The sequence below is a fragment of the Paenibacillus sp. EZ-K15 genome, assembly GCF_002573715.1.
Classification (GTDB): domain Bacteria; phylum Bacillota; class Bacilli; order Paenibacillales; family Paenibacillaceae; genus Paenibacillus_AQ.
Genome location: NZ_PDHM01000027.1, coordinates 32010 through 57719 on the forward strand (window position 1 = coordinate 32010; position 25710 = coordinate 57719).

The window sequence follows — 25710 nt, forward strand, 5'->3', positions numbered from 1 at the left end:
TTTTTCAAACCTCTTATTTCATTATGAATTTTTTAACGATTGATTTAAGGACAGGTATACGCTTAATTCTTTCTAATATCAGTATCCCTTCCTGAAGTGTTTTATTTATGAACAGCTGATCAATAAGTGCGTCTCTTAACACTAGTGCATATTGGTCTTTGTACTTTTCATAGAGTTGTGGATGTTGCCGATAAATATCCTGGTAGGTTTCCTTTACAATACCTGAGTTAGTTAAAAATTCAGTAGTACGGGAACTTGGCTTTATACGATAATGAAACAGTACCTCAGGAATCTGATAAACTCCCTTTCCAATTTCGATAATGGACAACCAAAAATCATAGTCCTCCATCCCGTGTTGCATACGGGTATTGAACCCCCCCACTTTTTCCCAATCCTCCCGATGAAACAAGGCAGTCACAAACACAATATTATCTAATAACATTTTGTCCAACGAATAGTCGGGCAGATCCCATTTACCACTTCTCTCACCAAACAGTTCTGCGTAACAATAGACAACGCCAATACTCTCATCATTCTCTAGAACACGAACAGCCTTCTCAATGTAATCCGGCTCAATCTTATCATCTGCGTCCAAAGGCAGAATATATTTCCCTGTCGCTTTAGCAATACCAGCATTTCTGGCTCCAGCTGGTCTGGCACGATTAGTTTTAACGATTTTAATATTTGGACCCGTTATACGACCAAGAACATCTAATGTGTGCTCATTATCAGACCCGTCATCAATTATTATTAGCTCCACATTCTTGTAGGTTTGCGAAAAAACTGAAGATATCGCTTCTTCTATATACTCCCCATCGTTGTAACAGGGCATAATAACACTGACTTTATTCATCGGCTTTCCTCCTTGCTATTTGCCCACGCAGCAATACCTTGACGGCTGTCTTTAAACGCCTTTCATCCATTTGAGTAAGGATAAAGTTTAGCTCATCCTGTTTTTTATTCAGCTCGCTTAAGACTCTATCAAGCTCCTCTTTTTTTAAGACTAGCTCTGTTCTAGTTTCTTTCAATTCTGTTTGAGCCTTATTCAATTGGTCTAACTCTTTATCTAATCGTTCTTGAACAGAGCTGTGCTTATTCCTTACACTATTTAGTTCGGTCTCTAGTTTTTGATTTATTAGTACATGCTCATCTAATTCACGACGATACTGGTTATTTTCTTCTTCTTTTTTTTGATAGCCCGTAGTCCAGTCTAAAACAACACAAGAAAAAAACACTTTTAGATATGATGCATTCTCAAATATACCACTCAGCTCAAACTGCGGATCAAAAGTGAAGAACTCGTAGCCTTTATCTTCAATATACCCCTCAGAATTGATGGGAATAATTTCATATACAGTTGCATCTGTTTCGATTTGCTGTATATTTATGCAGCTAGCCATTCCTTCAAGTGGATCCCACCTTAATTTATGGGCAAACTTAAGTTCTTCATTAGAAAATGTCACTACAAATCCTGATTCAGTAGGTTCAGCTTTGCGCCTTTCATAATTACTATCTGAAAACCCTTCCCCTAGATCGTAAAATACAGTGCTTTCCAATGAGTTTTCATTTAAATACTGTAGCGCGGCTTTCTCTATATCGATTGGAATAATATCTTCAGATAGGTAGTACAAATCCTTGATACCAACATAGTTCTTGGCAAAATTCTCTTCCCAATTAGAAAAACAACTCTCCGTTTCTGCAGTTATTTCTAACAGTTTATAAATATATGATTTATTCATAAATGCACTTAGATTATATTCATTCATAAGTTGCATTAACATTCGCCATAAAACAAATTCTTGGGGGATCTTGAATGAGAAATGCCATTCATAATCAATAACGCTATACATTCCATTAGTTATGAAAATATTACCTGAGATTAGATCAATATTAGCATCTTGAACCCACCGAAGAGCTTGTTGCGGGTTCATATCTCCAAATATTTTTTGGAATTCAACGGTTGATTGCTTATTTTGCAGATTTATATCGTTATAGAGTTTATCCCTGAATCGTTCAAACTCAGTCAAAAAACCCATGAAATTGCCTTTTCGTATTTCAGAAAGCAAGACTTCTTCAAGGCTTTTCTCAGAAATATAGGGAAAGATAATCTTCTGCCCATCCCATTCACTCGATATATTTTTGATATTCCCATTTCCATAAATCTGATTATTTTTTTCATGCATTTGTATTAAATGATCACAGCCCATAGGATTAAGAGCTTTTTTGTAGACAAACTTCTTATCATTATCGACATAGGTACATATACGAAACCTTTTATTTCTATTCGCGCTAATCTTGACATAGGATAAGTCTGTTTGAGATACTTCCATTGTTTTAGAAATTTCAACCAAGTAGGAATTTGCGAATTTGTCCATAATGTTAAGTTGCATTAATGATTGATAAACTTTATTTTCATCAAACAATTTAACTCTCGGCATATCTAATGGATAATCAGCAACAGTCGGAACCATCGTAGATATAGTCGTGTCAGTGAATATTTCAGCAGGGAATTTATAATCAGGATAAGGATAATAGAATTTTGTTGGGAACAAACCAGCCTTTTCTATTATTCCAATCAGTTCTTGCTTTGAAAAAGTCCTAACTTTCTCTTCAGAGGTATAATTGTTTAAACCAGAAAAGTACTTACCTGTATGATCTTCTTTTGACCCCGAAAAATATTTTAATCCAAGTCTATTTTCAATTGCGAGTAATATCCTCCCATTGTCCTCCAAGTGCTTTACGGATTTTTCGAGAAAATCTACATATGGGTCATTACTTTCTACCATATAGGAAGCATACTCTAACACACCATTTATTATTACGTAATCAAACTTCCATTCAATAGGAATGCTTTGAAAATCGCAAACTACAACCTCAAGATTGTTGTAGTGTTTATGTCGATGGAAGTTTACATCAGCTCTTCTTTTAGTTAATTCCACTGCAACTACCCTTGACGCTTTTTCACAGAAGAGACCTGTTAGTGCACCGCAACCAGCTCCAATCTCCAAAACTGAACAATCTTTTTTGAATGGAAACCAATTTAGTATGTTTTGACGAAGGGGTGACATATGATATATAACGGGCCATCTTCCATCATTATACCAATTATCCTCATCTTGACCCGCTAACTGAAGCAATTCATACTCTATATCACCATCAGAATATACCTCATCAGTGCTTGAATCATAGTAATCTAGATTCAACTTAGCCATACATTTCCCCCCAATCACTTATTCTAAGCGAATCTTGAGTTACGCCTTTTTAAAGAGGATTCATCTGCGACACCGATATCATAATGCACAACAATATCATAGATATTGTCATCAATTAGTTTAAATGACCTTATTGATGAATACGAATCAATCTCAGTCAAAAATATCCGATCCTCTATTACAGAAAAATAATAAGGAACACCGTTTAATCCTAATTGATCATAGATGTCTTCAAATTCCGTCTCTAATTCATCTAAGTCTTTTGCTCTAATTAATTTTGGAGCAATATCTCCTGCTCCATTTTGATAGACACTCATATAATAAAAAGAACCAATCTTGGCAAGATCATTCATACCCTGCAATTCAAAAGGCACTTTATACTCTCTAACTAAATCAAAAGATAAATCGATGTAATTAGCCACCATTATTTTTCCAGGCCCTGATACAATGTACATGTGATCATCTATAATGTTTATAGATCTTACATAGGCATTTTCTAAATACTCTAGCTTTATAACCTTTTCAACTTTAACTTCACCATTAATATTTTTCAGCACGAATACTTGTTGAGAAGATGCAGCAATTCCATAAAATCTCTTAGTATTTGAGTCATAAACCAATTTATTCGGTTGCCGCCCGATTTGTTTAATAACCTGTGTTTCGATAAATGTTGTTCCTCTTCTTCGAAAAACTTTTACCGAGTCGTTTTCCGTGTCCTCTACTAAATAAACCTCACCATCTGTTGCAATAGAATGTGGATTAGTAAAATCACCTCTAAATGCTCTCCATTTATTAATTGGCTCAGCAAGATTACTGGTATAAATAACTCGATGATGCCAACAATCTACTATAAAGTACTCTTTTCCAAATTTGGCGATTGCAGTAGGAGTGTATAATTTACCTCTAAAAGAATTTAATATTTTTGAGTCTTCTTGTGATATACCATTAATTGCATTAATGTAAGCATCACATACTTCATCTGTGTCTCCGATCATTTTCAAGTTACCTCGATCTAACCAAATAACCCGGGTACACATCTGGCGAATTTGCTCTAAGCTATGGGACACTAAAATCACCGTGGTCCCACCATCCATTAACTCTTGCATTCTCTGGGAGCTTTTTCTTTGAAAGTGTGCGTCGCCTACAGACAATATCTCATCTACAATTAAAATGTCAGGATTAACAAGGGTTGCTATGGAAAACGCTAATCTCATGATCATTCCTGAGGAAAAGTTGCGGATTGGTACATCCATAAACTGCTGCAGCTCTGAGAATTCAACAATCTCGTTATACTTTTCTGTTAGATATTGTTTGGAGTGACCCAGTACCGCACCATTTAGAAAGACATTTTCTCTTGCAGTTAAATCAATATCAAATCCTGCTCCTAGCTCTAGCATTGGGGCAATTGTCCCTGTAACCTTCACCTTGCCTTGAGTAGGTGCCAATATTCCTGAGATAATTTTTAGCAAAGTGCTTTTACCTGCACCATTGCTACCAATAATGCCTACAACTTCGCCCTTTTCAATCGAAAAGGATACATCATTTAAAGCAACAAATTCTTTATATTCAAGTTTTCCTGATATTTTTTTAACTACGTATTCCTTAAGGCTCATGATTCGGTCATTCGCCAAACGAAATCTCATAGAGACATTATTAAGATCTATCAAAATGTATCCTACTCCTTATAAATGCAGAATAAATTTATTCTGTGTCCGCTTAAATACAAATAATCCAATTACAAACGATAATAATGCAAATATTGCACAATAAAGCCAAGCTTTGGGGTCTGGGATGCCCCCGTATAAAATGATGAATCTAATAAATCTTATAAAATGATACATTGGGTTAAATTCCATTACAGACATCATATAATTAGGGAGAATACTCTCCGGATAAAAAATAGGAGTCAAATAAGTCCAAATTGTTAGAACAATACTATACAAAAACTGTGTGTCCCGAAAGAACACCATCAATGAAGCTAGAAAAAAAGATATCCCTAAAATAAAGAAAAACAAGCATACTATAGCAAAAAACATAGCAATATGTGAATAAGTAATACTCATTCCATTAGCTATAATCACTATATACAAAGCCAGCAATGAAAACAAAAAATTCACACCTGACGATAAGACCCGAGATAAAGGATAGATATATTTGGGTATGTAAACCTTATTAATTAGAGATGCATTCTGAATAATGCAGGTCATTGATTGAGAAGTAGCTTCGGACATATAGTTGAACATAACTATTCCACTGAGTAAGTATACGGCATAGTTTGGAATATCGAAGCGAAATAAAGTTGAAAAAACCAAATATTGTACAATCATTATCATTAAAGGATTCAACAAACTCCATAATATACCCAGCACTGACCTTCTATATCGCGTCTTGAAATCTCTTTCTACCAACTGAGAAAGAAGAAAACCATATTTTTTATATATTCCTATCGTATTTTTAATCATTAATGACTTAACCTCACATTTCCATTTTTACGTCCTTATTGCTAAATTCACCCCCTGCTATTTGCCAAATCAAGTAGGTACGCACCATACTCTGTCTTAAGCAACGGATTAGCGAGTTTTTCTAGCTCACTGGTATTAATATATCCCATTCTAAAAGCTATTTCTTCAATGCAAGCTATATATAACCCTTGCCTTTTTTGCACCGCTTCAACAAAATTACTAGCCTCAAGTAATCCTTGATGAGTACCAGTATCTAACCAAGCCATGCCCCTCCCAAAAATTTCCACGTTAAGTTTGTTCATATTTAAATAAACTTCATTAACAGAAGTAATCTCTAGTTCTCCTCTGGTTGATGGCTTTACGCTAGCTGCAATATCAACCACATCATTATCATAGAAATAGAGTCCTGGGATAGCATAGTTTGACTTTGGTTTCTGTGGCTTCTCCTCTATTGAAACAACTCTTTTACGTTCATTAAATTCGACGACCCCATAATCTACTGGATTTTTTACATAATAGCCAAAGATCATGGCTCCATCTTCTAAAGAAAAACCCTTTTTCAAAACCTCACTAAATCTTTGGCCATAAAAAATATTATCTCCTAATACTAAACAAACATTGTCAGAGCCAATAAAATCCTTACCTAATATGAAAGCTTCGGCAAGTCCCTTAGGTTCGGATTGTTCTTTATATGAGAAACTCATTCCCAATTGTTTACCATCACCGAAAAGATTCTTAAAGATAGGTAAATCACGTGGGGTTGAGATAATTAATATTTCCTTTATACCAGCCAGCATTAGTACTGACAAAGGGTAATAAATCATAGGCTTGTCATATATTGGTAGTAATTGTTTCGAGATGCCTTTAGTTAGTGGGTACAGTCTAGTTCCTGATCCCCCAGCCAAAATAATACCTTTCAATTGTATCCATCCTTTATCAATGATCTTGTTAGGAGTCCATTAGATTAGATAGCCCCAATCTAGTCTATATGCTAAAATATTGTCGTATCTACAAGAAAAGGAGCTAATTACGTTGTCGAATCCAGTATACGGTAAAAAGGCCAGCGCGTCGAGCAATGGTGAGACGAGATCGGCTTTGTTTTGGTTGTTAATATCAGGAATTGTTCTGTTTCTAGCATGGACGCCATTCCAGACAGCTCTATTTAACGGACAAATGTTAGAATTTGAGAAACCGATTTTCTGGGCAGCTATCTTGGCTTGTCTACTACTATTTCTCTGGATTGCTCATTCCTATAAAAGCATCCAATTAAAAGATCAAAAAGATTGGCTGGCCGTAGGTGTGCTTTTACTCCCCCTAACTTACATACTCTCACTCATTAGCGCCGCCTCCCATGTTCTTGCCATGAATATGGTCATCATTAATTGTATCTACGCCATAATGTTTATCATCGGTTTATATGTGCTACGTGAAAAATTGGGAAATCGAATTATCCAAGTCACGATGATGACGGTTGCCTATCTGATCGTGGGATTTGGCTTGCTCCACTGGTTTGGACAAGGCAAGACTGCAGGTACCATTGCAAAATGGTTTTCCAATACTGTTTTAAACGGCACGTATACCCATGCCGTCATGATTGACTCTAACGGTCTGCGTCTGACTTCGGTGTTCCAATATGCGAATACATATGCCGCTTTTCTCATGGCATTCCTTTTCGCAGCAGTGTTTTTCGTTACGACTTCACGAAAATGGTACGGGCAAGCCTTTCATAGCTTCATGTTGGTACCTATCATCGTATCGCTGCTCTTGACGTTGTCTCGGGGCGGTCTGGTAATGTTACCTGTTGTGTTTGTTTTGTTGCTTCTATTCCTGAAGCCAGCTAAACAATTATTGTGGATCTTGTACTGCGGTATAGCAGCCGTGACTTCACTGATCGTTTCCAAACCGGTAACAGAGCTGGGGTTGAAGTTAAATGAAGCCTTTAGCAGCACTGGTGCCCTGAAGGGTTGGGGCATTTTGCTTGGTGCGTCCGCTCTTGTAGGACTTCTCGGATGGGTTATACAAAGTTTTGTTGCTCCCAAACTTGAACGGTCTTTAGACAATTGGTCGGCTAAAAAAACCTCCAACTTATGGATTCCACTCGGTTCCGTTGCAATTGGAGGCTTGCTGATCTTCCTATTCATCGGTACCGGATTAAAAAATATACTTCCGCAAAACATCAGCGTCCGACTCGAAAATATTAACTTTAATCAGCACAGTGTTCTGGAACGTTTTACATTCTATAAAGATGCCATGAAAGTGCTGGCTGACTACCCGATCATCGGGGCCGGAGGCGGCGCATGGGCTTCACTGTATGAGCAATATCAGAACAACCCATATACAAGCCGTCAAGCCCATAACTTCTTTTTACAGTACTTGATCGAAGTCGGAATTGTCGGATTTGTGATATTCATGTCGTTTATTCTGTATATTTTCTACAAGTATATTCGCGGTTATATCAAAGGGAATGAAGACGAACGTAATAGCCACTTCCTTTATCTCATCATCGTCCTTTCCATTTTGATTCATAGCATTTTGGACTTTAATATGAGCTATGTGTTCATGGGAATTCTAGTATTTCTGGGACTTGGCGGAATGGCAGCCGTAATGGATAATAAGCCTGTGAAAAAATGGAGCCTCAAAGATTCAACGGCCAGAGGTGCATATAGTGCAATCGTTGGGCTTTGCGCTATTCTTGTCATGATTACATCTATCCAGTATGTACAAGCCGCCGACTCGGGAATGGAAGCACGAAGAATCGTTCAGGTCAGCTCTTCATTTGAGGAAATTAAGGCTCCTCTTGATAAAGACTTGAGCATACGCCCGAGCCATCCCGATTCGGTATTGTTAACCGCATCACTCTATCAGACTATATATAAGCAAGAACAAGATGAGAATTTTTATAACGCATCTGTTGATCTACTTAATAAAGCGTTAAAAGCTGAACCATATAACAAGTCTATGCTAAGTCGATTAATTGAAAGTTACGAAATGAAACAGCAACCGGAGCAAGCCTATGAAGTACTTATCAACAATGCCTATAAATTTAAATGGGACATTAACTGGTCCGAACAGATTATCAATAAAGGTTATGATCTAGGGACGAAGGCACTTGGCACAGGAGACCTAGCAACGAAAGACAAGTACTTCAAGCAAGCAACCGAGGCATTTGCCGAGGTTCAGACAGGTATTCAGCATTTAGCTACATTACCAGAAGGACAACTGCAAGGGCGCTCATTTGAGAACACACCAGATATGATCCTACATGCAGGCAAAATGTACTACATGATGAATCAACCGGAGCAAGCATCAGAAGCTCTTAAGCTTGGCATACAAGAAGATCTCTCGCAGACAACACAACAGGAGATTGTACGGTGGTATTTGGCAGCATTACAAAAACAAAACTTGAGTGATGATGCCCTTATGGAGAAACTAACCCAAGTTGATCCAAATGCGAAACAAAATGTTCAACAGATTAGTGATCTTCAATTCTAATTAAAAAAGGGACAGTTCGTGGTAGAAAATCTCTACCCAACTGTCCCATTTTTCTTATCGATTATGAAATCGTCTCTACTACTGCACCTTTGCCAAAACCCCACTCAAATAAGCAATCAAATCATCTCTCAAATCTTCCCGCTGCAGTGCATAATGAATGCTGGTTTCAATAAAACCTAACTTCTCGCCGACATCATGGCGCATCCCGTCAAAATGATACGCATAGATCGGGCTCCGATGAGCTAAGGTGGAGAGCGCATCGGTCAGTTGGATCTCCCCGTTCTTTCCAACCTCCTGATTCTCCAGCAAATCGAAGATTTCCGGCGGCAAAATATAGCGGCCCATGATGGCCAGGTTGGAAGGCGCCTCGGCACGTGAGGGCTTCTCTACCAATCTTGATGTTTCATAGATTCGTTCTGATTTCTGAAATCCATCTACGATCCCGTAACGGTCCACTTCGTCCCAATCAACTGGCTGTACGCCAACTATGGCAGATTGGTAGGTGTCGTAGACTTTCATCATCTGCTTCAAGCATGGCGTCTCTGACTCTACAATATCATCGCCTAGTAACACCGCAAAGGGTTCATCTCCAATGAACTTACGTGCGCACCAAATGGCATGGCCTAGCCCCTTAGGCTCCTTTTGACGGATATAATGAATATCTGCCATATTGGAGGGCTTACGCACTTCTTCGAGGAGGTTCCATTTCCCTTTCTCAGCAAGGTTATGTTCCAGCTCAAATGAAGAATCAAAATGATCCTCAATCGCCCGCTTCCCCTTACCCGTCACAATGATAATGTCCTCGATGCCAGAAGCGACCGCTTCTTCGATGATGTATTGTATGGTCGGCTTGTCCACAATGGGTAGCATCTCTTTCGGCATCGCTTTCGTGGCCGGCAGGAACCGCGTACCAAGTCCAGCGGCCGGTATGATCGCTTTTCGAATGTTCATCCTATCTTCTCCATTCCCGCAAGTCTCGATTGATGACATTGTAACATGAGTCCGGCTAATCTATCGATTAAAATCGGTTTTTGTCAAAGGCAGGATGCTTATTCTCCATGACTTTAGCCGCGTTGCCCTTCCCTTCGCCAAATTTGACGTTATAACCGTCAGTAAATTGGTTATTGGGACAGTATATTCCAAACGTCTGCGAAGCAAGCACCAGCGAGAGGTTGAAATCGGTATCGGTCACGTCCTTCTTGGCGATCAGCCATCCGCCGCACAGCAATCGCTTGTGTCATGCTAAAGTTTCTCTCCCATCTCGAGTCGTATTTCGATGAGCCAGATATGACTCTCTTGGTCTTTTATCGGTTTTGGTGCGGCTTTTTCAAGGCGGGACCGATAACTGGAAATGGCACCTTCCAACTTTAACCATGGAAAGCCCCGCTACCCTCCGATATACTAATACGAAACTTCGATGGACCAAAAAGCCAAAGGAGCTGGTTACCTGATGAAAGAGAGAGACGTCTATTTCGATAACCTCAAATTCATACTGATCCTGTTGGTGGTTGTAGGTCATCTTATCGAGCCGTTTAACGGCGAACCCGCGATGGGAACGATCTATCAGTTCATTTACTCGTTTCATATGCCGCTGTTTATTTTCACGGTTGGTTATTTCGCCAAACGCATTCAATCCCCCAAACAATACGTCGGCCTGCTGTCGGGACTGGTCGTGCCGTATTTCATATTCGAGACGCTCTATACCCTGTTCGACTATTACATGCAAGGCTTGGATCGGCTCGATTTCACGTACTTTTACCCCAATTGGATCCTGTGGTTCCTGTTCAGCATGATTCTGTGGAAAATGCTTCTGCCGTACCTGCTGATGCTCAAATACCCGCTCGTCGTCTGTTTCGCCTTGTCGGTCATGCTCGGGTACTCGATCGATGTCGACTATTACGCGAGCATTTCACGCACGCTGTACTTCCTGCCTTTTTTTCTCATCGGCTTTTATTTTAAAAGGGAATGGCTGGATGCCATCAAGACCCGGCAGTTTCAACTGCTATCACTACTACTGCTTGCCGCAGGGTTTACCTTGTTATACACGCTGTTGCCGATCCTGCACACCAGCTGGTTCTACGGGGCGATGCCTTACCTGGAGTTTGGCTTGGACTCGTGGTATGCGGGCTTCTACAGAATCATCACCTACGCCTTCACCGTCATCATGGGACTGTGTGTCCTCTCCCTGATTCCAGAGTCGAACACGCCCTTCACCGACCGGGGGGTCAATACCATCTACGTCTTTTTACTTCACGGGTTCATCGTCAAAACGATGCAGCATCTTGAATGGTTCGAAGCGTTCCGGTCCACGGGAGGCAAACTACTGCTGATCCTGTTTGGCGCAGTCTTAACCTGGCTGCTATCCTCGCCCTGGATCAAACGCGGCTTCGGGTGGATCGTCGAGCCGAACGTCGGGTTTCTGTTCCATTATCGATCCAAACACCTCCATGAACGAGCTGAAACGAAGCGTTCCGACGCAAAAGGGAGTGATGCCTAACTTGGCATCACTCCCTCATATTCATTAAATCGCTTGGTATATACGCAAATACGCGTGCTGCTTCCTTACTTCACCAACTGCCCCCGCGTTACGCCGAGCTGGTTGGTAGCCTTCAGCTTCTTCCACACCTGGGTGCCGCTGATCTCGCCGCGCAGGGCGCGGTTGTAGAGATCGATGACCTCGTGGACTTGCTCCGGCGTTTCCTCGAGGAACTCCACGCGGTAGCTGGATACGCCCAGCTCCATGAAGTTCGCCAGGTACTCGGCGCCGGATTGCTCGATGGCATTGTACACGGTGTTACGGCAGCCTTCGTCTACCCGTACCGGGTGGGACATGCCGATCCGGTCCTGCAGGGACACGCGGCTCTCTTCGCACGGACGACCGCAGTTGGTGTAATCTGTTCCTTCGCTAAGGAACGTACAGTACACACAGTGCTCCGTATGGAACATCGGCAGATGCTGATGGATGACGATCTCCATCTTGGACGTGTCGGCCTTGCCAAGAAGATCCACCATTTGCTGGATGTTCAGGTCATAGGAAGGCGTGACGGCGTCACATCCGGCTTCGACGAACAGGTCAACCGCCTTATGGTTGGCAATGTTCAGGGAGAAGTCGCCGATCAGCCGGGGATGCTTCGCCCCCGGGTTCTCCATCCGGTGGCGCAGGTAGAAATACAGCGCACCGGTGTTGCGCACCAGCACGGCGTCCGGCTGGAGGCGCAGGATGTTGTTGTGGTAGCCGTTCTCGCCCGGCATGTGAATGCGCGGCGTTGCCAGCGCAATCTGCTTGCCGGCTGCACGCACGGCTTCTACCGCTGCCGGGAACTGCTTGATGAACTCGAAGTCGGCGTAGATCATTTCGACGTCGGCCTCGAGCGCAGCCTCAACCTGCGGCAGGCTGCGGCACAGCGCGGTGAGCTTCGCCTCACCTCGAGCCACGGGCGCTGCGGGCACAGCCGCATCGCCATACACCGACACCGCCCGTTTCACGTACACGGGCGGCTTCGGCCGCTCGCCAGCGAGCAGCTCCACCGCACGGCGGCGGATGCTGTTGAGCTCGCGAATTGGCACAATGACGTCGCCATACAGGTCGACGTCGAGTGCCTCAAGCTGGAACACCGTTCCGCCCAGGCGGCCAAGCTGCTCCTCCAGGATCTCCTGGCTGAGCGGCCGCTTCTGAGCAATCTCCAGTTCCAGCTCCGAATCCACCTGGACCGTCGTGCCTTTCTGCACATCGGTCCACCAGGTCGACAGCGGCTGTCCGGGACGGCCGCTGACACGCACATGTACCGGGAATACCCGGTACGGCTTCTCCGTCTCGTACGTCTGACGGAGGCGCTTATCCAGCGCTGGATCGTTGGTCTTCCAGATCCGGTCGCCGACATGCAGCTTGCGCAGGTCCACATCGCTCCGGCCGGGAACGATATCGACGATCCAGCCTTCCTGCGCTTCACCCTCCAGCTTGACGCCTTTGCGGCGCACGTCGTAAACGCGTCCGCCTTCTTCTTTTTTCGTTGGATCACCTGCATCGAACACGATACCGTCCCCGCGCTTCAGCGGCGCATCCAGCTTGCAGACGACACCGTCACGCAGAATCTGTTCTACCCGGCCGAGATACACGCCGCGGCTTTTCGGGAAGGTACCCTCGACCAGCTTTTTATTATTCGTTCCGTCCAGGAAACCATGGGTGAAACCGCGGGAGAAGCTCTGCTGCAGCTCACGCACCTCTTCCTTGCTCGGTCTGACATCTTCGCCATCAAAATACCGGTCGATCGCCTTCCGGTACTTGCTCACAACGTTAGCCACGTATTCCGGACTCTTCAACCGGCCCTCGATCTTGAACGAGGTCACGCCCGCTTCAATCAGCTCCGGCATCAGATCGATCGCTGCCAGATCCTTCGGAGATAGCAGGTAGGCGACGTCGCCCATCGGCTTCTGCTCGCCATCCACGATCAGATCGTACGGCAGACGACAGGCCTGCGCGCACTCTCCGCGGTTGGCAGAACGACCGCCCCACATTTCGGAAGTCAGGCATTGGCCCGAGTAGGATACGCATAGCGCACCATGCACGAATACTTCCATCGGGAGCTTCGCCTGCTCCCCGATCTTCTGGATTTGCTTCAGATTGTTCTCACGTCCCAGTACTACACGTTCCATATTGAACGGCTTCGTGAATTCGACGGCCTCCGGCGATGTAATCGTCATCTGCGTAGAACCATGGATCGGGAAATCCGGGGAAATCTCGCGAATCATTTTTACCAGACCCAAATCCTGCACGATCACCGCATCCACGCCGGCATCCACGCATGCATCGATTAGCTCCTTGGCATCCTCCAACTCGTTCTCGAACACCAAAATATTGAAGGTCAGGAACCCCTTAACCCCATAACTGTGCAAAAAGGCCATAATTTCGGACAGCTCGTCCATCCGGAGATTGTTCGCCCGTGCGCGCGCATTAAATTTTTCGACCCCAAAAAAGATCGCGTCCGTCCCGTTAGCCACCGCGGCCCGCATGCAATCCCAATCCCCTGCCGGGGCCAGCAACTCCACGTCTTCTCTTCGTAGTGCTTTCGTGTCCATCTATATCCTCCCAGGCCGGTTCAAGCCGGCGTGCTGTGTACTACTATTCTTTCATTGAAACGTGCAAGCCATACTCTATTTTCATAGAACAGGCGTCAGACATCTATATCCATTGATTTTGTAAACACTTTGAAAGCTTTTCAACTTATCTAGTTTACCAAAAGTCCGGCTTCTCTTCTACCTGCTAACTTGATTTCCACACTTTTGATAGAGCTGCCATAATCCGCATAGCACTCTGTTTCGTAAAAAACAAAAACAAGCCCTCCGATCGGAAGGCTTGCCTCACATCATCCGCAGCGGCTGCTACTGGCGGATGATCATCCGTGCGGGGCTGTGTTCTTATGCTCTGTTCTTTGCATATGGAGAAGAATACTTCCTCTTTCCCCGTGTCCTTTCCAGTGACACTTCATTTTGATCTCGGGAATCCCTTGGTTAGCGTCTCCTTAACAACACAGTTCCTTGGAATCATCCCGAACCATCAAGTGGTTCGGGATTCCTTCACCTCAGCTTCACTCATGCACGTCCTGCACGACATACACACCTTATTCCGCACCCTCCAGCACAAAATCCATGCTCGCTAAACGCTTGCCGTTCACAACAATGTGAAGACGATGATCGCCTGAGTAGAAACGGCGGATGGAGATCGGTTTAAACGACTGCTTCTTCTCGACCTTCCAGCTTCCTGGCGCATAGATCTTGTCCGAGCATTTATAGCGTTTCGGAGCAAGCTTGCCGTTTGCCTTCATATAATCGATCTCGTAATCGATGCGGAGCGTCATCGGATTGCCGGTTTCGTTGACCACTTGAAAGGCGAACTCCAGATCGTCCCCCATCGCAATCACGGAACGTTTAATGCGCAGCTCGCGCACCTCAAGTCCTTCCAGCTCTTCAAGCTCCTCATACCCGAAAATGGCCAGTGCCCGAATATCTCCCTTCCGTAGCAGCGAACGCAGCGCATGCCGCACGATCCAATCCGTTAACGGATGTTTGCCATACCATTTGGCGGCAATCTCAAGCACAAGGTCCGGGTGATCCTTAGAGATATCATTCAGGTGATTGGCAACGCTTTTTCTAACGTATAAGGAAGGATCCTCTTTCAACTGCTCCAGGATCGGCAGAGCCGGACGCGGATCCTTAATCAGGGCCGGCAGCTGCGGCGCCCAAGGCAAGCGTGGTCGGCAGCCTTCACTCGCCAATCGGCGCAGATGCTCGTCATCGGACTGTGCCCATGTCATCATCTGTGCCAGCATCCGTTCCTGATCCTGGATGATAAACGGCCGAACGGCAAACTCCGCCGTAGAAGAATGCGTGAATACCGCCAAAGCCTCCATCGATGTCTCCAGATCCTCCATCCCATTAACCTCTACGTAATCCGGAAAGAACACATATTCCACGCCTCTAAAATGCGGGGCTACCTGCTTCAGGATCTGAACGGCTTCCGGGTAAGAAGCAGGCAGCGTATCCGTTAAGGCTAGCGTAATATGCCGAATGCGCTGCTTGAACTCCTCCTGTGCCCAGTCTTCATTATGAATCAGGTCCATGAACCGGTTCGCATCGAATGCCGGATAAGTCTCCTTCAACCGGTCGGTCACTTGCTGGAACAACGTATTTGAATATAGATCCTTCAGCGTCTCTCTCATATCAGATCTCCCCAAAAAAATAATTTTTACGATATTGCATCCACGTCTTACGGAATCCTGTAAGCCCTTTATTCATGCGATAACCTGGCGGTTCCAACCCATCTCCAAAAGAGCCGCCGACCGCTCTAACCCCATTCCCCGCCTCTTCCCAATCCAAAACATGTGGTGTAGGATGAAGTTGCACGCCTTTCGCTTTAGTGCGGTAGTCTGGTTGATTCCAGCTTGCCAAATGGGGGGGGCGTTTTGCTTTATCCGAATCTGGCCTCCCCTGTGGGGGTGCCATACGATACATAGATGGATTAGTCCATTAACAACTTTCTTATCTCGAAAGAAAAACCTCTATCGACATACTTTCACAGATGACAGACCGCATTTAGAGGAAGTTTTTCTTGCAAGATAAGCGCATGTTATTTCTTGAAAAATGTAATACATACATCATTACCCCATCTAAAAGACAGGAGGCGAAGCTCGAAGGATTACAACAAATCGCACATCAGGAGATGAAGAAGACATGGAAAGTTGGAAAAAGAATTTATGGATACTATGGTTCGGCTCATTTATCGTTTCATCAAGCTTCTCGATGGTCATACCATTTCTCCCGCTTTTTCTGATTGAACTCGGCGTTACCAAACATACGGAAATGTGGTCGGGACTGCTGTTTAGTTCCGCTTTTTTTGCGGGCGCCTTGTCCTCTCCCTTCTGGGGAGCCGTCGGCGATAAGTATGGACGCAAACCGATGATTATCCGCGCGGGGCTGGTGCTCTTTGTCATCTATATTCTGATGGCATTCGTCACGAATGAGTATCAGGTGTTGGTTCTCCGCCTGCTGCAAGGCCTTCTCTCCGGCTTTATTCCGGGCGCAATCGCCATTGTAGGCACCAACACACCCGAGAAAAAAGTCGGCTACGCCCTCTCCATGATGTCCACGGCAACCGCAACCGGCGGCATCATGGGCCCGATGATCGGAGGCACCCTGGCCTCCCTGTTCAGCAACCGAATGGCATTCGGATTGGCAGGGATGCTGTGCTTCGCAGCCACGCTGCTCGTCATATTCTGGGTCAAAGAAGAGAAATTCGTGCCCAGCAAAGAGCGCGTCTCCGTCATGAACACGTTTAAGGTCGCCGGACATAACAAGGCGCTGATGACCGTACTTATGCTCACCGTGCTGACACAGTTCTCCGTCATGACGATCGAGCCCGTACTGCCGCTGTATATCGCTCAGATCGGCGGTTCTTCATCGCATACCTCGATGATTGCTGGCTTTGTGTTCTCCATCGTCGGGATCGCCAGCATCTTGTTTGCGGCCCGCTGGGGACGCTTGGCCGATAAAATCGGGTTCCAAAAGGTGCTGCTGATCGGTCTGCTCGCCGGCGGAATCGGATCGCTCGCCCAGATCCTGTTCAGCAACATTTGGGCATTCTCGTCCATCCGCTTTGCATACGGCGCATTCTTCTGTGCCGTATTCCCGGCACTCAACGGCCTTGTCGTCAAACATACGCCAAGCGAATTCCGCGGACGTGCGTTTAGCCTCAGCCAGACCGCCAACCAAATTGGCGGGATGGCCGGGCCGCTCGCGGGCGGCATGATCAGCGGCATCTTTAACATTCACTCGGTATTCTTAATGACTGGTGTGTTAATGCTCATTACCACCGCCATCACCTATTGGACAATGCGGCCGTCGCACGGGCAGCCTGTAGAAAAAGGCACCCTCTCTTCATAAAGTCTCTTTACTTTACGCACGCGAAGATGATTTCATATCTCGCGTGCGTAACTCATTACGGATTTAAACTGAATCATCGGGGTGCTTATATCGTTCAACATCGTTAACTCATAATCGCTCGATTATCTACATACTTCATTACATAGTTAATGTCATTGCATAATTAATGTCATTACATACCTAATCCTGCTTCATATCAGCGTCGTAACACATGATTCCCCTTCACGGTGTACAAGCATGAATCCCACAAGCTCTTACCACGAACCCTATTTAATCCAGAGACTCCCTCACGACCGCGAAACCTCTTGCCTAACCACCTATCGCTTCCGCAGCATCCCAAACATTAAACATGCATATGACGGTCCGCTTCATCCCATGGCACCGCATAACCGCTTCCCTTCGCACAAAATATCGAAGAGGAGCTGTATTCCGGGTCCGCATTTTTATCGTATCCTTTACGTTCAATGACCTCAGCCTCGTTATGACACCCGCCATATCCCCCGTAAACCAGGGATATCGCACCTCTTCCCTTAGTGTAGGCGGCTAATTCCATGCTGTAATTCATCATGGTCGATACGGGAGCCGATCCCGTGACCGTCACCTTGTTTCCCGCCGTTTCCGGCGGCTCGAAGTTTGCCTTCGCCTGGGTCAGGTCCGACATCAACCGTCCGATATACTCGGCATCCACCTTCACCTTGAAGTGATAGTAAGGCTCCAGGAGCATATTGGCAGCCTTCTCCAGCCCTTGGCGTAATGCACGGTAGGTGGCTTCCCTAAAATCCCCGCCATGCGTATGCTTGTTGTGCGCCCGTCCTTTTAGCAGGGTAATCTTGATGTCCGTGATGGGAGAGCCTGTAAGCAGCCCGTGATGGTCCCTCTCCCCGACATGCTGAGCGACCAGATGCTGATAATTGACCGGAAGCACATCGGGATGGCAAGTATTGGCGAACACGATGCCACTGTTCCGCTCTCCAGGCTCCAGCCGGAGGTGCACCTCCGCGTAATGCTTCAACGGTTCAAAATGACCACAGCCCACAACGGCCTCCGTTATGGTCTCTTTATATAAAATCTCCGGTTCACCGAAGGTGATCCGGTAACCGAACCGCTCGAACACGATTCGTTCCAGCACTTCAAGCTGAATGATACCCATCACATGGATATGGATCGCCTGAGCGTGCTCATCCCACTGCACAGACAGAGAAGGATCCTCCGCATCCAGCAGACGGAATTCGCGCAGCATATCCTTGGGATGAATCGAGGATTCGAATTGCACCTTCGACTTCAGAGTCGGTACAAGCTCATATACCGTCCGGCCACTCAGAGTCCCAAGCCCGTCGCCCGCCGCAGCTGAAGAAATACCCGTAACGACAAACAGATCACCCGCATGCACCTGATCGACATTCGTCACGCGTCCCCCATTGATCAAACGGATATGCGTCACCTTCTCCGTGATCGTCTCCGTTCCGGCAAAATAAGTCATCTCATCCCGCACCCGCAGCGTTCCACCCATGGCTTTGATATACGTCAGTCTTGCACCTTGTTCGTCATGACGAATCTTATATACCCTTCCGGCAAAATCAACCCCCGCATCATAGTCCGTAACTGTTAGCAGATCCAGCTGATGCAAAAAATGGGACACGCCCACGTATTGCAGGGCTGATCCGCTGAAGCAGGCGAATAGCTGCCCTTTCCTTATCATCGCAGTCATCGTGTCCAACCACTGACAAACCTCAACTCCTTGTTCCATATAGAGCTCCAGCAGCTTCTCGTCCCGCTCTGCGATAGCCTCAATGAGCGAGGACTGCATCACGCCTTCGTGCAGCACATCCTCCCCCGTGATCATACAGACGTCTTCAGTAAGCTCACTCCGAATCTCTGCAAACACACGCGCGACATCCGCGCCTTCCCGGTCGATTTTATTAATAAACAAAAACGTAGGGACGCCATGCTTACGCAATAACTGCCATACCGTCTCCGTATGCCCTTCGACACCTTCCACCGCACTTATGACAACGACGGCGGCATCCATGACCTGAATGGCCCGTTCCATCTCCGGCGAGAAGTCGACGTGACCCGGCGTATCGATTAAATAATAAGTGGAACCGTTAAACTGCATGGTGGCCTGATCGACAAATACGGTGATACCTCGTTCTTTTTCAATGTCATGTCGATCAAGAAAAGCACTCTGATGATCCACACGCCCGCGCTCCTGAATCGTATCGGTCATATATAACAACTGCTCCGCCAACGTGGTTTTGCCTGCATCCACATGGGCGAACATGCCTATCGTTTTTTTCATCCGCTTATTCCCTCTTCTGCAAGCCAGTTTCATTACATATCCATTGCTCTCATGATTTAATTTTACCATATCAGGTCGCATGAACGGCACATATGTTCTATATTTTCGTATGAGAGTCGATCCTTTTCACTATAAGTGCGTGTTCAAAAAGGTCGATTTTCAGCACCGAGGCTTATGCTTCCGACTTGCGTTTTTACAAAACGCTTCAGTTGGATGAAGCTAGGGACGTCAGGAGTGGAGCTACACGTTTTCGCAGAAAACGCCTTCGAAAGCATCCTGTTTTGGGTACGTGAGCACCGGAAGGCCCGGCTGAATTCAAGATTCGATGCCGAGCTACTTCCTAATTCGCTTCGTGATCAAAAGCGGACTTTTTGAACAACCTCTATAAACCAAAATAGCTGCCCGCCCGCACCCCTATGGATGCAGCAGGACAGCTATCAGCGTTATCAAAAATATGATTGCCCACTAAAGTGTGATATGCGTCTATAATTCCATCCTTCGGATTACTTCACCAGCTCAAACGAGGACAGCGCACGCGTAAGCGCGGCTTGCTGCATGTCCGTTGCATTGGCATCATTCAACGTCGTCGTAATCGTGTACACGATATCTCCGTTTTCAAAGACAATCTCCTGAGTCGTAAAGCCAACGCCGTTCTTCACCTGATGCACCTTGAACGACACGGCAGGCACACCGGCAAACGTAATGTTATCCACGCCAAGCAATTTCAACGTCGTCCCTGAGGCCGTGCTGGCTTCATTATAATAACGTTTCAGGTTGCTGACGATGAATTCTGCGGAGGTATCCTTCTGAGCATTAATTTCAAACCCGCCCCCGGCAAATCCATATTCCACCGTTCCCTGCTCGAACTGATCATTCAGCGGTTCCCAGTACTTTGGAATATCGATATGGTAGCGGTACGTTTCAGAGTTCTTGCTTCTCATCTTGGTTTTATCGGTCAGATAGCCTTCATCGCCAATGCGGCCGAAGTTCTCCGGTACTACATCATAATCAATCTCGATCGATTCCAGCACCTTCTTCCAGTTGGAAGCCGTCCGTTCCTGGCCATCCGGCACCGCATACTCCAGATAGTAACGGTAGCCGTTCTTCTGGATCATCACTTCATATTCCGTCACCCATTTATCTCCGAAGTTGTACCGTACCTCTTGAATCTGCCCTTTGACGCCCGATATCTCGACAGGCGTAAGTCCGACGTATTCGTATGAATCTTGGACGAAGGATTCCGACAGCCAGTCTTTAAGCCGCTGCCCCCAGGCTGTGAGCGTGCCATCAACCCCTGTTGGAGCGGATGTCACCGAGACGGACAGGTAACCTTGCCCTTCGCTGCCGTATAACATATCCTTGTTGTTGATTTCCCAACCTGCAGGAATGCCGAACCATATGCCGTATTCTTCATTTCCTGCTTCGCGGAGCCCACCTACGATGGAAGAGACGTCTTTTAATGTTTTGTCTCCCTCCTGATAGGTCGTTCTAAATGAACCCAGCAAGCTCGCGTGCTTGTCCATATCCTTATAGTGAACCGCTTCTGCATCGGCAAAATACAGCTCATAGACGCGATCATTGGCATAGTACTGCCGACCTTCCCACAAGACGCCGTCGATATCGCGGGAAATTACTCTGGCATACGGTAGAACTCCACTTGCGACCGTCTCTCGGTGAAGTACAACATCTCCAGAATCGCTCAGTTCTTTCAGGAGCCGTTCCAACAAATCGTCAGGACTCAGCTTTACTTTCTGGGAGGAGGCATGAACCTCAAGATAATAGCGGCCCGTAGCATCGTTAAAAGCAGCACCGCTCTCGTCGTCCGTTCCTCTCCCAACAATCATCCAGGAAGGATAATTCATACTCCATTCATAATAACTATTTCCGATTCGGGTCTTACCGGTCGTATTGTTGATCTCGCCATCGTCATGCTTCTCTTCCTTATCCGTAACCATGAGGCTGATGGACAGCTTACCTTCGGAGGAGCTTACCTTGGCGCCAATCCCCGCGGCAACCGGGCGCAGCGGTACCATCAGCGTTCCGGACACCATCGCCGGTTCTACCGGCAGCTGTACCTTCTTCCCGTCAATCCATGCGGTCTTGTTGCCGATAACGAGCACAATCGTATGCGGTCCTTGCAGCAGTCGAACCCTGTTCTCGCCCTCCAGCTTAATCTCGCTGCCAAACGCTTTCTTAAACACGCCCAGCGGCACCATCAATACGCCCTGCTTCTGCTGTGGCTTGGCAATCGTATACGAGGTGCCATTGACCGAAGCTGTGCTGCTTCCGCTTTGCACGGTCAGTATACGCTTCTCCGGCACAACGTCATCACCCCATACGGGAAGTGACAACGACGTGAATAGCATCAAAGCCGATAAGGTTCCGGCTGTTATCTGCCGCAAACGTCGGCTTGACTCCGTTCTTTCTCTCTTCACCATGACTCAGCCTCCTCAACACTTGACGAAGCAGCTCGATTACCATCCTGGCTGAGCGTCAGTTTTACATTTACAATATCTCCATCCCGCTGCATCAATAGCTGAACCTGCTGGCCTGGGATGAAAGGCTTTAACCGTTCGTTGATGTCAACGACGGAATAGATGCGCTTTCCGTTAATGGCGTATAACACATCATCCTCTTGGATTCCGGCTTTCCGGGCTTGCTCGGACAGCACCTTCGTAACGGTCAATGGGTCGTCTGAAGGCAGACCCACGATGGCGGACCAGCTTTCTTCCAGTTCCAACCCGAGACCGGCTCTTCGAACCTCACCGTATTCCAACAAATGATCCACAATATAATGGACCGTTTCCGCAGGAATGGAAAAGCCCATATTTTCAATGCCAACGGCGGCAAACTTCTTACTGTTGATGCCAATGACCTCGCCTTTCAGATTGACGAGCGGCCCTCCGCTGTTGCCAGGGTTAATGGCGGTATCGGTTTGAATCAGGCGATAAGAGCCGTCCACGCTCCGGTTTAAGCCGCTTACCACACCCACGGATGCCGAGTTTCGTAACGAGAAGGAGATTGGCGTACCTATGGCAACCACCGTTTCTCCAACCAGCGCATTTTGCGCGGATGCGGCAAATTTGGCCGGCTTCAGAGACTTGGCGTTAATTTTGACCAACGCAATATCACTCATTGGATCGCTGTATACACTCTTGGCTTTATAGGATTTTCCGTCTGACGTCACGACCGTGATTCCGGTTAGCCCGTCCACCACATGAGCGTTGGTAACGATCCAGCCGTCTGACTTCCAGATCACTCCCGTACCGTGCGCCAGGTTGTATCTGTCATCCACTTCGCTGCTTCCTTGTGGTGCCTTTCCGATAATGCCAACAACCGATGGCGACATCCGGCTGATAACCTGAGGCACCGCACTTTGTTCATATGTATTCTTGGACTTAGCGCTTGCTGCAGCCGCTATGTCTGTATGCATAATCGCATCGCTGCTTCCTGCCAGAATGATGGCCCCTAACAGTGCAACCGCCGATCGTTTTTGCCATTGTAAATTCTTCAATTCGCTTGTTCCTCCCCCGGTTCCATCCTCTACCCAATCTGTACTCCTCAATTTATCATGTTTTTCCATTTGTAGCCATTGCTTCTAGACCTATTTCTTTTACGTTTTTCCTGCGGACCTTGTAACTTTTCCCCGAAGAAACAAAAAGACGCCTTCACACTGCGTACAGCAGACGGGCGTCTTGTTTGTATGTATTTCATTACATTCGTCAAATGAAGCCGCTTTAAATAAGGTACCTAGGCCAACCTAATTGTTAAACCATCCTGTAATCATGGCATAGTCAGAGTACAAGAACACAAATAAGCTGACGAGACCGAAAGCGATTGCGAATTTATTTTTTTGGCGGGCCATCAACAAGCGAACCACACCAACAAAGATCAGAATCGTAAACAGGATCATGAAAATATCAAATGTTTTAAATGTCGCGCTCGCATCCGATGCTGCTGCAAGGATCATGAAACGTACCTCCTCGTGGGTTTCTTCTCGGGCAAATTTACATATCTTCTTCTATGTTATCCATGTGCCCGTCCAGATGCAAGCCCTCCGCCCCTAAAAATGAAAAAAAGTCATAAAAATTTCTCATTTTTAACCAAATTTTCAGATATTAGCATGACTTTCATCACGGCAGAAGCTAGATCAAGTTGCGTTATGGAGTCAGGCATAGGCTGCTTCGTATATCCAAGTGACTCCGAGCAGGATCGAGAAATGTTCACTCTGTTCCTCATATCCCTCAGGAATCGGTTTTCTGCTCTTTTGCCGATTCCTCCTCTAAGTCTTCACTTGGCAATGCCACAGAGGGATCTGTGATCGTAATCCGATCCTCAGGGTCCTTCTTGACATCCAGCGCAACTTCACTGGACGGTTCACTGCTTACATTCAATTTGTTCACAGCAACCACATGGATGGTATACCGGCCGGACGGACCTGCCAACATATTGCGGTTCGGAATAAGATAGGAACGGCTCACTACAGGTTCATCATTCAAACGATACAGCACTCCGTCAGGTCCTATGTAATATACATGATAATTTATGCCTTCCTGCGTATCCGTCCAGGTTAAACCAATGGATTCATCTTCCTCATTTAGGATGGCCTGAAGACCGGATATTTTATTCGGGCGGCTCGAAACTTCGTTAGAATAGCTACTCTTGCCGAAGCTGTTCACAGCCTCGACCACATAGTAGACGGTCTCCTGAAAACGCACATCGGATGTTACGTAGGCGCCTGACTTCACATTCGCTCCGTCAGCAAATAAGGTATAACCCGTTCCGGACTTCTCGCTGTAATAGATATTGTAGGTTTCACCTGGCTGCTTCGTCCAGGTTAATTGAACCTGACCCTTCACATATTGGAACTTCAGATCCATCGGAGCAGTTGGTATCGTTGTCGGCGAACCCGACTGAGATGCTAGGGACTCTGTCCCCCCATGGGGCTGTACTGATCCGGTAACGGCAGGAGTTGTGGATGATGGTCCCGATGATGAGGTTACGATACCATGGATTACCGGGTGCGGACTTTCTGGTGGTGTTTCTACCTCACCCTCGGCTGTATCCAAGTTGATTTGCTCCACGGCTTTCAACCACTTCGCTGTAACCGAAGCCGCTTCTTCCTGAGTAACGATACCCTTGGGATTCAAAGCATCGGCTGTGGATTCCTGAAAGAGACCTAACTCCATGGCCAGTACGATAGCCTCCTTAGCATAATGGCTGAAGGAGCCTTCATGTAACTCCAACTGCGTGGCTTCCCCGTCCGTGGTTTCCTTATCGGTGACCCCTTGCAGAGCTCTTTGATACAGCACGGCCATATCCTGACGTGTCAGCGGTTGTCCAACTCCAAATCTTCCGTTCCCTACTCCCTTCACCAGCCCTGCCTGAACCGCAGCTTCGATTGCGGAGAAAGCATAGTGATCGTTAGGTACATCCTTGAAGGTAGCGGCTCCTGGAAGTTCACCTGTTCCCAGATTTAAAGCATTAACGATTAATATGACAAAATCCTGCCTGTTGATGGCCGCTTTCGGCTGGATATCCCTACCACCGTCACCGGGATGGAGTCCTCCTTCGGTTAACCGGAGGATGGCTTCCTGCGCATCGAAGCCCACCATATCTGAAACGGGTACACCAGCACTTGCTTGAACGTTATCGGATGAGTTTATGTATAAAGCACTTGCTGCCAGAGCTATTAGAACGGAACAGGCGATTCTCTTCATACAATCCCTCCATTTTGTCGCAATTATCAAGATCATACCATATCCTGGAATGCGAAGATATTGGAGGATGATATGAAAATAAAAAAAGA

The 25710-nt window shown here is 46.2% G+C and carries 17 protein-coding genes; 3 read left to right on the forward strand and 14 right to left on the reverse strand.

Annotation, left to right across the window (positions count from 1 at the left end; translation table 11 throughout):
* Window positions 1-13 precede the first annotated feature (13 nt).
* The 5 genes from CRG97_RS29905 to rfbA are packed head-to-tail and all read right to left on the reverse strand — an operon-like array spanning window position 14 to window position 6594.
* Complete coding sequence (locus tag CRG97_RS29905) at window positions 14-853, reverse strand: glycosyltransferase (RefSeq protein ID WP_098749149.1); 840 nt, start codon at window positions 851-853, stop codon at window positions 14-16.
* Window positions 846-3212 (reverse strand): class I SAM-dependent methyltransferase, encoded by a 2367-nt coding sequence (locus CRG97_RS29910; RefSeq protein ID WP_098749150.1) that lies wholly within the window; start codon window positions 3210-3212, stop codon window positions 846-848. The genes CRG97_RS29905 and CRG97_RS29910 overlap by 8 nt, the downstream gene beginning before the upstream one ends.
* Window positions 3213-3235: 23 nt before the next feature.
* A complete protein-coding gene (locus tag CRG97_RS33905; RefSeq protein WP_237566618.1) occupies window positions 3236-4879 on the reverse strand; it encodes an ATP-binding cassette domain-containing protein in 1644 nt (547 codons plus the stop codon).
* 15 nt (window positions 4880-4894) lie between these two features.
* Window positions 4895-5674, reverse strand: a complete 780-nt coding sequence (locus tag CRG97_RS29920) for an ABC transporter permease (protein WP_098749151.1) — start codon at window positions 5672-5674, stop codon at window positions 4895-4897.
* 47 nt (window positions 5675-5721) lie between these two features.
* Window positions 5722-6594: a glucose-1-phosphate thymidylyltransferase RfbA gene (gene rfbA / locus CRG97_RS29925; protein ID WP_098749152.1), complete on the reverse strand. Its 873-nt coding sequence runs from the start codon at window positions 6592-6594 to the stop codon at window positions 5722-5724.
* A 112-nt stretch (window positions 6595-6706) separates the two neighbouring features.
* On the opposite strand from rfbA, the gene CRG97_RS29930 reads away from it, so the two are divergent.
* The gene (locus CRG97_RS29930; RefSeq protein ID WP_098749153.1) at window positions 6707-9166 is read left to right on the forward strand and encodes an O-antigen ligase family protein; all 2460 of its coding nucleotides are present in this window, start codon (window positions 6707-6709) and stop codon (window positions 9164-9166) included.
* Between the two features lie 78 nt (window positions 9167-9244).
* On the opposite strand, the gene galU is transcribed toward CRG97_RS29930, so the two are convergent.
* Both galU and CRG97_RS29940 read right to left on the reverse strand, forming a co-directional pair.
* Window positions 9245-10117 (reverse strand): UTP--glucose-1-phosphate uridylyltransferase GalU, encoded by an 873-nt coding sequence (galU, locus tag CRG97_RS29935; protein ID WP_098749154.1) that lies wholly within the window; start codon window positions 10115-10117, stop codon window positions 9245-9247.
* Between the two features lie 67 nt (window positions 10118-10184).
* Window positions 10185-10394, reverse strand: coding sequence for a hypothetical protein (locus tag CRG97_RS29940; protein WP_098749155.1), 210 nt, complete (start codon window positions 10392-10394; stop codon window positions 10185-10187).
* A gap of 222 nt (window positions 10395-10616) precedes the next feature.
* Between CRG97_RS29940 and CRG97_RS29945 the strand changes: the two genes are divergently transcribed.
* Window positions 10617-11663, forward strand: a complete 1047-nt coding sequence (locus tag CRG97_RS29945) for an acyltransferase family protein (RefSeq protein ID WP_098749156.1) — start codon at window positions 10617-10619, stop codon at window positions 11661-11663.
* Between the two features lie 65 nt (window positions 11664-11728).
* Here CRG97_RS29945 and CRG97_RS29950 read toward each other — a convergent pair whose 3' ends face one another.
* Both CRG97_RS29950 and CRG97_RS29955 read right to left on the reverse strand, forming a co-directional pair.
* On the reverse strand, window positions 11729-14242 hold the full coding sequence (locus tag CRG97_RS29950) for a U32 family peptidase (protein ID WP_098749157.1): 2514 nt from the start codon (window positions 14240-14242) through the stop codon (window positions 11729-11731).
* Between the two features lie 542 nt (window positions 14243-14784).
* Window positions 14785-15882: a DNA alkylation repair protein gene (locus CRG97_RS29955; protein WP_098749158.1), complete on the reverse strand. Its 1098-nt coding sequence runs from the start codon at window positions 15880-15882 to the stop codon at window positions 14785-14787.
* 511 nt (window positions 15883-16393) lie between these two features.
* On the opposite strand from CRG97_RS29955, the gene CRG97_RS29965 reads away from it, so the two are divergent.
* Window positions 16394-17602, forward strand: coding sequence for an MFS transporter (locus CRG97_RS29965; protein WP_098749160.1), 1209 nt, complete (start codon window positions 16394-16396; stop codon window positions 17600-17602).
* A 343-nt stretch (window positions 17603-17945) separates the two neighbouring features.
* Here CRG97_RS29965 and CRG97_RS29970 read toward each other — a convergent pair whose 3' ends face one another.
* From CRG97_RS29970 to CRG97_RS29990, 5 genes are all read right to left on the reverse strand, one after another.
* On the reverse strand, window positions 17946-19901 hold the full coding sequence (locus CRG97_RS29970; RefSeq protein ID WP_098749161.1) for an elongation factor G: 1956 nt from the start codon (window positions 19899-19901) through the stop codon (window positions 17946-17948).
* Between the two features lie 503 nt (window positions 19902-20404).
* Window positions 20405-22339, reverse strand: coding sequence for a copper amine oxidase N-terminal domain-containing protein (locus tag CRG97_RS29975; RefSeq protein WP_098749162.1), 1935 nt, complete (start codon window positions 22337-22339; stop codon window positions 20405-20407).
* The gene (locus CRG97_RS29980; RefSeq protein WP_098749227.1) at window positions 22333-23415 is read right to left on the reverse strand and encodes a S1C family serine protease; all 1083 of its coding nucleotides are present in this window, start codon (window positions 23413-23415) and stop codon (window positions 22333-22335) included. The genes CRG97_RS29975 and CRG97_RS29980 overlap by 7 nt, the downstream gene beginning before the upstream one ends.
* 246 nt (window positions 23416-23661) lie before the next feature.
* Window positions 23662-23871: a hypothetical protein gene (locus tag CRG97_RS29985; RefSeq protein ID WP_071219760.1), complete on the reverse strand. Its 210-nt coding sequence runs from the start codon at window positions 23869-23871 to the stop codon at window positions 23662-23664.
* Between the two features lie 274 nt (window positions 23872-24145).
* The gene (locus CRG97_RS29990) at window positions 24146-25621 is read right to left on the reverse strand and encodes an S-layer homology domain-containing protein (RefSeq protein ID WP_098749163.1); all 1476 of its coding nucleotides are present in this window, start codon (window positions 25619-25621) and stop codon (window positions 24146-24148) included.
* Window positions 25622-25710: the final 89 nt, after the last annotated feature.